General features: G+C 64.7%; 11 protein-coding genes. All 11 read left to right on the top strand.

Annotation, left to right across the window (positions count from 1 at the left end):
- Window positions 1–57 precede the first annotated feature (57 nt).
- Entirely contained in the window at window positions 58–345 is a 288-nt protein-coding gene (locus EGH21_RS22645; RefSeq protein ID WP_220620679.1) for a hypothetical protein, read from the top strand.
- A gap of 13 nt (window positions 346–358) precedes the next feature.
- The gene (locus EGH21_RS22640; protein ID WP_220620678.1) at window positions 359–556 is read left to right on the top strand and encodes a hypothetical protein; all 198 of its coding nucleotides are present in this window, start codon (window positions 359–361) and stop codon (window positions 554–556) included.
- A gap of 318 nt (window positions 557–874) precedes the next feature.
- Entirely contained in the window at window positions 875–1,354 is a 480-nt protein-coding gene (locus EGH21_RS22635; protein WP_220620677.1) for a hypothetical protein, read from the top strand.
- On the top strand, window positions 1,347–2,945 hold the full coding sequence (locus EGH21_RS22630) for a phage terminase large subunit family protein (protein WP_220620676.1): 1,599 nt from the start codon (window positions 1,347–1,349) through the stop codon (window positions 2,943–2,945). The genes EGH21_RS22635 and EGH21_RS22630 overlap by 8 nt, the downstream gene beginning before the upstream one ends.
- Window positions 2,946–2,966: 21 nt before the next feature.
- The gene (locus EGH21_RS22625) at window positions 2,967–3,263 is read left to right on the top strand and encodes a hypothetical protein (RefSeq protein ID WP_220620675.1); all 297 of its coding nucleotides are present in this window, start codon (window positions 2,967–2,969) and stop codon (window positions 3,261–3,263) included.
- 15 nt (window positions 3,264–3,278) lie between these two features.
- Window positions 3,279–4,517, top strand: coding sequence for a hypothetical protein (locus tag EGH21_RS22620; RefSeq protein ID WP_220620674.1), 1,239 nt, complete (start codon window positions 3,279–3,281; stop codon window positions 4,515–4,517).
- 1 nt (window position 4,518) lies between these two features.
- Window positions 4,519–6,750, top strand: a complete 2,232-nt coding sequence (locus EGH21_RS22615) for an FmdB family zinc ribbon protein (RefSeq protein WP_220620673.1) — start codon at window positions 4,519–4,521, stop codon at window positions 6,748–6,750.
- On the top strand, window positions 6,747–7,265 hold the full coding sequence (locus tag EGH21_RS22610; protein WP_220620672.1) for a hypothetical protein: 519 nt from the start codon (window positions 6,747–6,749) through the stop codon (window positions 7,263–7,265). The genes EGH21_RS22615 and EGH21_RS22610 overlap by 4 nt, the downstream gene beginning before the upstream one ends.
- Before the next feature lie 5 nt (window positions 7,266–7,270).
- Window positions 7,271–8,584: a hypothetical protein gene (locus EGH21_RS22605; protein WP_220620671.1), complete on the top strand. Its 1,314-nt coding sequence runs from the start codon at window positions 7,271–7,273 to the stop codon at window positions 8,582–8,584.
- A 105-nt stretch (window positions 8,585–8,689) separates the two neighbouring features.
- On the top strand, window positions 8,690–9,358 hold the full coding sequence (locus tag EGH21_RS22600) for a hypothetical protein (protein ID WP_220620670.1): 669 nt from the start codon (window positions 8,690–8,692) through the stop codon (window positions 9,356–9,358).
- 2 nt (window positions 9,359–9,360) lie between these two features.
- Window positions 9,361–10,605, top strand: a complete 1,245-nt coding sequence (locus EGH21_RS22595; RefSeq protein WP_220620669.1) for a hypothetical protein — start codon at window positions 9,361–9,363, stop codon at window positions 10,603–10,605.
- Window positions 10,606–10,612 lie beyond the last annotated feature (7 nt).

Raw genomic sequence — 10,612 nt, 5'->3', positions numbered from 1 at the left:
CCTCGGGTAGTCGAACACGTTCCGACGCTTGACGGGCAGACCATCCCCATCTGATCCATGACTGACTACGACGCTTCAACCGTCCGTGTCCACGCTGCGGGCCCGACGGCGTCGATCGAAGCCGACGTCCAGATCATGGACCACGACACGCTCGAGTCCTACCTAGACGGCAAGCCCTGCCCGACGCTGGACGAGGCGATCGACATGCTCGCCGACCACGTCGAGTGTTACGACCGCGACGCACTCGGTGACCTGCCGGTGCCGATCATCCAGGATCTTCTCGCTCACGTCACGCCGGACCCGCCCTGTGGCCCGCATCCCGACGACCTCGTTGGTGCAGAGTAGTCCTATTTGACCCATGACGTACATTTACGACTGTGACGGCTGGTGTGACGACAGCGTTCACGATGAGCGTCCGGCTCTAACTGCCGAGTTCAACGAACAGTTCTACAAGTCCACGCAGATCGGCGGCGAGCTGCATGAGGCTGGCTTCGACCTCGGCGACCTCGTCACCCTCTGTGGGCCCTGCACCCGACGGCTTCTCTTACACAACTGAGCATGAACGACAACCCACGCGACCGGCATCGCGACCGAGTCTGGACTGAACGAGCCGGCGACCAGTGTCCGCGGTGTGGGGCCTCGTTCGACCAAGCTGGTGGCGCCGACGTCCACCACAACGACGGCAACGAGCGCAACGGCAGCCCGGAGAACCTCCGGAAACGCTGTCCGAAGTGCCACTTCGCCGGCGAGCACGATCGTCCCGACGACGTCGACTCTTCCCGGCGCCCGTCTGGGCCACGCCGATCAGGCCCGAGCCGACCACGCACCTCGCCGCGCTGACACCCCATGACCCCCCTGCCGTGACGAACACTCCATGAACGACGATACTACTGGCTGCCCTGCGACGAACCGCAACGGAGAGCCGTGCGGCCACCCAGAGGGTTGGGGGACCGACAAGGATCACGGGCCCTGCAAGCATCACGGCGGCGCGGCCGACAACCGCGGCGAGAACAACGGCAACTACAAACACGGCGCCTACTCTCAGGTTGAGGACTTCATCGCGAAGGACGCAACCGAAGCCGAGCAGGAGTTCTTCGACGAACTCGACCTTGAGCAGGCTGGTGACCAGTTCGTCCACGACGCAGTCAAGGAAGCCTACATCAAGTACAAACGCACCGGCGACGAGCGCTTTCTCCGGGAAGTCCGGCAGTGGCTCTCGGAGTTCAACATCGTCGAGAACGGCGACGAAGTCGAACTGACTGGCGAGTTGGACCACGCTGTCGACCACGGCCTCAGCGAAGAGATGGATCAGCGAATCGGCCAGATGGTCGACGCTCTGTCGAACGATGGCTAGCGCTGACACGCCTGATGCCGGCGACGTCCAGGAACTGCTGGCCGACCCACAGACCGGCCCGCGGGCCCACCCCGTCGCGACGGCCGAACACCTCTTCGAATACTCTCAGCCAGTCCACACGGCCCCCCACCTCCTTCGGCTGTACAATGCCCTGTTCAAGGCGGCGTCGGCCGGCTACCCTGATGCATTGCGTCGCATCGCGGCGTTGATGCCTCGAGGCCACGGGAAGACCGAGGGTGGCACGATCGTCTTCCCGACCTGGGCGATAACGCGGTGGCCCGACGTCAAGATAGCTGTCATCAGCAAGACGCAGGGTTCGGCCGCCGAGCGCGTCCGGAAAGTCGGGAGCACACTCGAGCGACACGGCGAGCGCCTCGGCATCGGACTCGCCGAGCAGACCAAGACCCAGATCACGACGAAGGCCAACGCCGCTGCCCGCCACAAGGAGCCGACGATGTCGGCCCACGGCATCAACTCTCAGATTACTGGCGGGCACTACGACGTCGTCATCTTCGACGACCCAGTCGACTGGGAGAACCAGCGCCTGGAGAGTCGCCGACAGAAGATCCGCAACGCCTTCCGCGACTACTCGAAGAACCTCCTCGAGAAGGACTCGACGCTGCCTACCGGTCCCGTCACCGTCGCTGTCGGCACCCGCAAACACCCACAGGACCTCTACGAGACAGAAATCCTGGGCAACCGCTCGTGGAAGGTGTTCGTCGAGCGCGCCCTCTCGGACTGGTCGATCGTTTCCGAGGGGGCCTACAAGATCCGTGCCCAGGACGGGCAGCTGTACGACGAGCCAGCTGACATTCCACCGGGCGTCGACCCCGTCGAGAACGGCATCGAGCCCGACCGTGACGTCGACGTCCTCTGGCCGGAGCTGAAACCGCTGCCGGCGCTGCTGTACGATATCGCCTTCGGCGACGACGCGCCGGTCATCTGGAAGCGCGAGAACCAGAACGACCCGGCCGCACTCCAGGGAACGGTCTTCCAGTCGGACTGGCTCACCTACACCGACGAGCTGCCCGGCGACCCGTCGACGTACACTTACTACGCCGGGTTCGACGTCGCCGTCGTCGAGGACGCCCAGGCTGCCGCCGAGGGAAACAGCGACTACTCGGCGCTGTCAGTGCTAGCCGACTCCGACTCCCGACAGTACCTCACGCACCTCTGGCACGAGCGCGGCCTCAGCGTGCAGGACAACGCTGACTGGGCTGCTCGCAAGCTCCGATCGGCGACCCTCGGCGACCACTCGATCAACCCGTCAGAGGTCCGCGTCGAGACGAACAAGGCGCCGGGCGTCGCCCAGACGCTACGCGACGAGTCACCATACCGAGTCCGCGGCGAGGACTCAACCGGCGCCAAAGAGGGTCGGCTGCACGACCTCTCAGCAGTCTTTCAGCGCGGCGACCTCGTCATCGTGGGCGACTCCACAGACAGGCGGTGGCGGGACTTCGAGCAGGAGGAGTGGCTGCAGTTCCCGAATGCAGCTCACGATGACCGACTCGACGCCATCGAGATCGCGCTCCGAAACGTTCGCCACGGCGGCGGCACGGAGCGCATCGGCTCGATGCGCGACCTCCTCTGACGACTGACGGAGCAACCTACCATGCCAAGTAAACAAGACGAAGCTAGCGACTACGACCTCAGTAGCACCGGCACCATCGTTGAGACGACCGCCAATCACGGTAGCGATATCGGTTGGAACGTCAAGGCTGGCACCGCTGTCGACCTCGTCGTCGAGGTGAAAGGCAACGACGTCGGCTGGCTGACGCACAAGTCAGTATCGTCAACGACCGACGAGAACGACGGCGCCACTCTCCCCGAGGCGCGGCGCGTCCGGATCCGAAACACAACGACGGCGGCGGACACCGCTGACGCGCTACTCGGCGTCAGCGAGGAGTAACTGGAGGCACACAGGATGGGATTCGGCGGTGATGAAGACAACGACCCTGCAGCCGATAGCACGTCGGGCCGACTCAACCAGTTTGACGAGTACATCTTCCGCGAGCTGCAGATTATCTGGGAGCACACGTTCCAGAAGGTCGACGAGAACGCCGGCGATGGCATCACGGACAAGTTCTTCGACTACAGCGGCGTCACTCGAAGCGGCCCGGACGTCCAGGTCGGCGAGGGTGGCTTCATACGCACCAAAGAGGCCGGTGACTACGGCGCCGGACAGCCGGTCCTCGCCGGCGCCGCGGGCCACTTCGACAGTGCGCCCACTGGAGATCAGGATGGCTGGGTCGGCTACACCAGCGGCGACAACGGGACTGGCTTTGGCTGGGATGCGACGTCGCCGTACGTGTTCAACGACCGCGCCGGCGGCCGAACCACAGTCCGCCAGTCTGACTGGAACCTTCACAAGCTGAATGGTGACGAGGGCGAGGGACCGACTCTCGACCCAACCGACGGATTCACGCTCCGGATTCCACACGCCTGCTACGGCCACGCCAAAGCGGTGATCGTCATCGGCGTCAAGTCTGACAACGGCGGATTCGACCTCTACCCTGTCCATCAGTTCAACGAACGCGGGCAGACAATGTGGGAACAGTTCGACGTCCCCATCGAGTGGCACTTCGACGGTACCGAGGGCGACGGCAACTTCCTCGCAGCGACTGCCTGTCACTACGAGGGCGAGCAGGGCCGTCAGGTGAAACGCGAGACTGGCGAGGGCTGGACGCCGCAAAAGAACAGCGGCACCAAGATCACGCTGAACGCATATCCAGCCTGGACGTTCATCATCGGCCTAAAAAAGCGCGCTGGCTGGGAGAACACCGACGTCACGCCGTCAGCTATCTCGCTGAATGCGACCCACGACGTCGAGGTGCAGTTGACGGTCCGGGGCACGTTTTCGGGAACCTCCTTTGGACTGCCTGAAGATACATCGACGACCGAGGCAGCTGCTGAGTACGACGTGAAAACGTACGACCTCGCGAACGACAGTGAGAAGAGTACGGAAACGACCATCGACTCGCGCGGCGAGCGTGAGTGGTACGACGTCGTCCCGGGGGACAAACAGAGTCCGATTCAGGTGGGCTCCGAGCTGAAAAACGTCGAACTGGCATCGGACGAGGTGTTCGCGATGCTCGTTCGTCCCGCTACAAGCAACGCGACAGACGTCAACTACGCAGCGATGCGCAACGGCGGAGGGTTCTGACATGGATGGCATACAACAGCATGACCTCGGCGACGGCTCCAGTCTCCTCGTCTCTGGGTTCAACGATGACGATGCACTGGCATCGGTCGAGCAACAGCTGCGTCGCTCGGTCGACACGCCGACGCCGTCGGGGCGTGGCTCCGGTGACGGTGGTGTCGCGAGCCGGGCGACCAACTCATCGACCGTCTTCGGAATCAAGGGGCTGCGGACACTCGGCATGCAGGCCCACGAACTGGGTGACGCCGTCCGGACCCGTCGTGACGAACTCTACCGCAACGAGTTCCCGCTGCTCAAGCCACGGTTCACGCAGAAGTGCGAGGCCTGCGAGTCCGAGTTCGACGAACAGAACGACGTCTGTCCGGCCTGCGGCGAGGACGCACTCCGTCGCCCTGATCCCGAGGAGAAGCGCTGGGCCAAGCGCCTGTTCGAATCGGTCAACAGCGAGGGCCAGAGTTTGCGCGACCTCGCGAAGTACTGCGAGGTCGACCAGTGGTTCGCCGGTGTCTCCGTGATGGTCATCCAGTACGACTACGTCATCGCGCAGGGCTCGGCGATGTATCAGGACGGCGAGGTCCTCGCCAAGGAGCCCGACGAGATCGTCTACGGCGACCCGAACACGATCAAGCCGGTCGTCGACGAACACAATCGCGCCGGCGGACACTGGTGGACCTGCCCCATCCATCGCGAAGACCCGGCCGAACAGCCCGGCCGCTGCAAGACGTGCAACGCCGAACTCCAGGAGGTGTTCTTCGCCGAGCAGCAGCAACAGGGCGACCACAACTACTACTTCCGCGACGAAATCGTGACGTGGGCGTTCCCGATGCCCCGCCTGCACGGCCTCGATGGCCTGGCGCCGGCGGGCGGCGTGATGCTCCGGCAGCTCATCCTCGAGATGATGCACCGGTACGGCGCCGCGTTCTACGATCAGGAGAGCGACCGGCTGCCCAACCAGCTGATGATTCTCCACACGACGAACGCTGACTCGTTCCGCAAGGAGATCCAGCGTATCCGGGATGACGACGACCCGTACGACTCGCCAATCCTCTCGAACGAGTACTCGCCGCAGGACTCGTCGACGCCGACACTGGAGGTCGTCGACGCGATGCCTGACGAACTGCTGGGGCAGTCGGCCGAGATCAAGCAGGACTACAAGGAGGACATCCGGCAGGCCATCGGCATCTCGAATGCGCACGACTCGGACCTGCAGGATGCCGGCGGGCTCAACAACGAGGGGCTGCAGCTGGAGGTCACCGACCGCGACATCGCGAGCCAGCAGCACGACTACATCGAAGGCTGGCTCGACACGCTCGCGAAGCGGCTGGGCATCGACGACTGGCGCATCGAGTTCCTGCCATCGACGGAAGACGACGAAGGTGCCTTAGACCTGCAGCGGACTTTGCGAGCCGGCCAACTCGCCGCTGAGTCTGGGCTTGACGCTCGCTGGGAGGATGGTGAACTCGTCATCGACAGCGGAGAGTTCGAAGCGCCACCCGAGAATCCACTCGGAGGGGCGGGAGATAGCGGCGAGGATCAGCCCGAGGGATCTGGCCAGGACGGTCCGGACACGCCGACGCCACCAGGACAGCAGTCGGCGAGCCCGCGACTGGGCAACCTTGCGAAGCAGGCTGATGACGTCCTCTTCGACGCCCATCGCCACATCGTCTGGGCTGAAGATGGCGATGTGGAGCAGCAGGCAGAGCCGTTTTTCGATGAGGACGACAACGTCCCAGAGTTCGTCATCGAACTGATTCAGGAGGCCATCAACGACGGCGCTCTTTCGACGAGTTTCGAGACGCTGTCGGCTGGCGCCAGAGGCCGGCTGGCCGCCCTGCTCGAGGACAACCTTACCCAGCCACAGGGCTGGTCGCTCCGGTCGATTTCCGAGGACCTGCAAGACGAGTTCGGCCTCTCCGAAGACGAGGCCAACAGTCTGGCCCGCAACGAGGTCAAGGCCATCAACGACCAGGCTCGCGAGGTCGCGTACGAGCAGCAGGATATCGAAGACGAGGCCGAGTTCAAATGGCTGGGGCCAGAGGACGACCGCAAGCACGAGGCGTGCTGGTGGCTTCTCGAGAAGACCAACCCCGAACACGGCGGCACGCCCCGGCCACTGGACGAGCTTCGCGACCTCGTCCAGGAGGCCAACGACCGCTTCGTCGACGGGCATGACGCCCGCCGGTACAGCCCGCACATCGGTTGCCGCGATACATACGTGCAACACTACAACACATGACTGAGACCATCCCCCTGACAGCGACTGACGACGTCACCACTGGCGAGCTTCTCAAGAGCGTCGTCGACGAGGTAACGACCGCCGACACGCAGTCGGCGTTGACAAACAACTACGCGCCGACTGCTGGCCGTGTCGCAGAGGTGACGAGTACCGGCACGGTCTACGTCGGCGACGGGAGCGCGTGGCAGACGGCTGCCTCGCTGGTCGGCCTCGAGTCCAACCACGTCTGGCGCCGCGCCGGCCCGGCGACCGCGAACACCTCTGTCTCCGACCAGGGCATCATCCAGGCCGTCGACACTAGCGGCGGGACGGTCACCGTCACGCTCGCGAGCGCGATGGTCGAGGACGGCGCCGAGATCATCGTCAAAGACGAGGCCGGCAACGCCGGCACGAACGCCATCACCGTCGACACCGAAGGAAGCGAGAGTATCGACGGGTCGGCATCGGCCACGATCGGCTCGAACTACGGCGTTCTACGCCTCTACTCCGACGGCACTGACTGGTACACTCGGTGATCACCATGGCTGACGAAACTGCTGTGCCAGCCTGGGCGTCGGAGTGGACCGTTCGAGAGCTCGACGGCATCGCGATGGAGATGGACGTCCTCTCACGGGCCGAACCCGAGGCGGGCCGCGTCGTGTGGTCGTCGGCCGACGGCGCCATCTCGTACTTCGCCGAGCTCCCCGACAAGTACCGTGAGAACATCGGCGAAGACGCGTTTGTCCCGCCGGAGACGGCGGCCGACAACGCCCGCCAGGCTCTGGAGTGGTACGAGGAGTACCCCGAGGAGTTCGACGCTGGCGCCGAAGACGGTGAAGGCATCCGCCGGGCCCGCCAGATCGTCGAGCACCACAAGGACGACGAGCCACTCCCACCGGAGTACGTCGTCGAGATTCAGGGCTACCTCTCCCGCAGCGACGCCCAGGAGGGTCGGGCCGAGCTGGACGACGACGTCCCCGACGACCAGCCGTGGCTCGACGACGGCTACACAGCGCATCTGCTGTGGGGCGGCGACGCGATGCTGGACTGGGCTGAGGACCTCATCGAGGAGATGGAGGCCGTCGACAGCGAGACCGAGCAGGAGGCTATAGCCGGCGCGACGACGGCTGAAGGTTGGCAGGCTGACGGGCCCGCGACCGCAGTCACGCAGGCGTCGGTCGCCGCCGATGACTTAGACGCGCCGGGCCCGCTACGCAGCTCTATCACCAAGGAGGGCAGCAACGAGATCGACGTCGAGTCGCTGCCCGAGGAGTATCAGGCCGCCATCGAGGCTGATGATTTCCTCGTGTACGGCAAAGCCAGCATCGAGCAGTACGACCGCTCGGACGACCCCATCAAGATCGAGATGGAGGCGCTCGAGGACGCCCTCGACCGGTTCTTCGAGAGTCAGGAGGCGCCGGGTATCATCTCGCTGTACCACGACGACATCCCCGTCGGCGTGCCCGTCCGCGAGCACGTCCTCGACGAGGACACCGTCATCCACCTCGAGAGCCCGAACGGCGAGCCCGAGCGCTACGAGTTCGAGGCCGGCGAGAAGCTGACCACGCACGTCGAAGACGGCGATGGCGACGGGCGGCCCGAGATGTGGCTCCTCTCCAACCTGGCCGGCGACTCCGAGATGGCCAAGGAGGTCCGCATCCGGGCCCTACAGAACGAACTCAACGGCTACTCCGTGACGATCCATCGCAACCGCGACGAGCAGACCGACGACGGCCGGCTGGTCACGCAGTGTGACCTGCACGCCGTGACGCTCGGAACGAGCGAGATCGTCAAGAACGCCGGGTCGACGTTCGGCGTCGCGGAGTACCAGGCCTTCTCGCAGACTGCAGACTAAACCGCTCGCCAACGACGCCACGAAGCCAGCTACACCGATGACGCCCCCAATAGTGGCAGAGGTACTGGCTGTCGTGGACGGTGCGGTAACACCCAACGATTCTCCATGAGTAACGACGCAGACGAAACGGACGAAACGCTCCGTGAACGGCTCCACTCTAAGCTCGACTTCATGTCGGGTGATGGTACCGACACCGAGGACGACGAGCCGACCACTGAGCAAGAGGCGGATAGTGAGACAACCGATGGTGGCGATGATGCCACCGAACAAGAAGGCGACTACGGGGACGGTGAAGACGACGAGGACGAAGACGACGACACCGAGATGGAGATGGACGCCGGTGACGCCGTCGACATGCTCGTCGCCAACACCGACTTCGACCGCGAGGAAGCCATGGCCTTTGCTGAGGCCGTGGGTGCGGGCGGGTCCGGCGAAGACGGTGGTGACACCGGCGATGACGACGGCGAGATGTCCGCAGAGGCGGACGTCGACGCGGCCGAGGTCGCGGATGCGGCTGCCGAAGCCGCTGCCGAGGTCGTCGACCAGAAGCTGGACGACCAGCTCGACGACGTCCCGACGCAGGTGGAACTCGAGCAGGAACTCAACGAGCGCATGGAGTCCTTCGCGGACACCATGGCCGAAGAGACCGAGACGACTGTCGAGCAGGCGCTGACTGGCTCTACCCCCGGTCCGGACAGCGCGGGTTCGACGGACATCAACAAGAACGACCTCTTCAGCGGCGACGCTGAGGGCGGCGACAACGGGGGCGACTAACAATGAGTGTCGGACACATCAATCACGGGCACAGTCCGCGGGACCTGCTCGAACAGCAGGGCATGCTCGACCGCGCCGTTGAGGCGCTGTCGGCCATCTCGCAGGAAGCAACGTACAGTACAAGCGACGCCGCACTGGTCAACGACCTCTTCGGCGCCGCGCTGTACGTCCAGACGAACCTCGAAGCAAACGGCTACGGCTCGCTGCCGAAGATCGATCGCTCGGGGATGAACACGGACGCGTCCCAGCCGCTGCCGCTGACGTTCCGTGCCGCGCACACGCCGCCGGCGCTGCAGTCGACCGGCGAGGGCGCCAGCATCCCGGACGGCCGGAAGTACAGTCAGGAAGAGGTCAGTGCGGCCATCAAGCAGTCTGAGGCCGTCGTCGAGCAGACGCACCTCCAGCAGGTGCGGGCTGAAATCCTCGACGGCGTCCCGTGGGACGAGCTCACCCGCGTCGACGAACTCTTCCAGGAGCTGGCCATCGACCGCGACGGCGTCATGGCCGCGGTCTCCGCGAACAACGGTGGTTACTCCAGTCGGGACAAGATCACCGAGCTCGACCGCATCATCGCGTCGGGTGACGAGGAGGCCAACGCGACGGACACGTCGAGTACGGCCTTCGCCGACGGTGACCTCGACGTCTACGACATCGACCGGTCGGCTGACTCGTGGGCTGACGCCTACGTCGACCACAACAGCGGGACGCTGCGCCAGCTGACCGAGAGTCTGATGGACTCGTTCCTCGCGCAGTACTTCGACTTCGGGAGTGCCTCGCGAGAGAACGTCTACATCCTCACCGGACGCACCACGGCCAAGGTGCTGGGTGAGATCCAGTCCGACTCGACGGATGGCGTCCAGGCGGTCGTCAACTACGACCCCGAGGACATCGGCCGCGACGGCGTCAACGACGCCGAGACGGTCATGGGGCTGCCGACCAACACCAAGTCCCGCCACTACAAGGGCATCCCGATCGTCCCGAGCCAGCACATCCCTGCCGACAGCCTCGGTCGGATCTACCTCATCCCGACGGACACGATCCAGGCCGGCGACGGCCAGCAGGTTCCGCGCATCGCTGTCGAGGAGCTGCGCAACCCGCACTACGAGGAGCTCACCGACGCGAACCCAGAGAACGCCCCGTACCTCTCCCGCGGCAAGAAGGAGAACGCGGCGTACTACCTCATGGACCACGAGATCGTCACGCGGGACTTCTCCGCGCTCGGCAAGCTTCGCGACCTGCAGGAGTAACGCCCGC

Origin of the sequence: Haloarcula rubra (genome assembly GCF_019599465.1) — an archaeon.
Taxonomy (GTDB): Archaea; Halobacteriota; Halobacteria; order Halobacteriales; family Haloarculaceae; genus Haloarcula; species Haloarcula rubra.
Note: the sequence above shows the minus strand (reverse complement) of the source record. Positions and strands in the feature narration are given on the sequence as shown.

Excerpts from the sequence above, each read along its gene's own strand:
- EGH21_RS22645 (WP_220620679.1), top strand. The coding sequence starts at position 58 with ATGACTGACTACGACGCTTCAACCGTCCGTGTCCACGCTGCGGGCCCG.
- EGH21_RS22640 (WP_220620678.1), top strand. The coding sequence starts at position 359 with ATGACGTACATTTACGACTGTGACGGCTGGTGTGACGACAGCGTTCAC.
- EGH21_RS22635 (WP_220620677.1), top strand. The coding sequence starts at position 875 with ATGAACGACGATACTACTGGCTGCCCTGCGACGAACCGCAACGGAGAG.
- EGH21_RS22630 (WP_220620676.1), top strand. The coding sequence starts at position 1,347 with ATGGCTAGCGCTGACACGCCTGATGCCGGCGACGTCCAGGAACTGCTG.
- EGH21_RS22625 (WP_220620675.1), top strand. The coding sequence starts at position 2,967 with ATGCCAAGTAAACAAGACGAAGCTAGCGACTACGACCTCAGTAGCACC.
- EGH21_RS22620 (WP_220620674.1), top strand. The coding sequence starts at position 3,279 with ATGGGATTCGGCGGTGATGAAGACAACGACCCTGCAGCCGATAGCACG.
- EGH21_RS22615 (WP_220620673.1), top strand. The coding sequence starts at position 4,519 with ATGGATGGCATACAACAGCATGACCTCGGCGACGGCTCCAGTCTCCTC.
- EGH21_RS22610 (WP_220620672.1), top strand. The coding sequence starts at position 6,747 with ATGACTGAGACCATCCCCCTGACAGCGACTGACGACGTCACCACTGGC.
- EGH21_RS22605 (WP_220620671.1), top strand. The coding sequence starts at position 7,271 with ATGGCTGACGAAACTGCTGTGCCAGCCTGGGCGTCGGAGTGGACCGTT.
- EGH21_RS22600 (WP_220620670.1), top strand. The coding sequence starts at position 8,690 with ATGAGTAACGACGCAGACGAAACGGACGAAACGCTCCGTGAACGGCTC.
- EGH21_RS22595 (WP_220620669.1), top strand. The coding sequence starts at position 9,361 with ATGAGTGTCGGACACATCAATCACGGGCACAGTCCGCGGGACCTGCTC.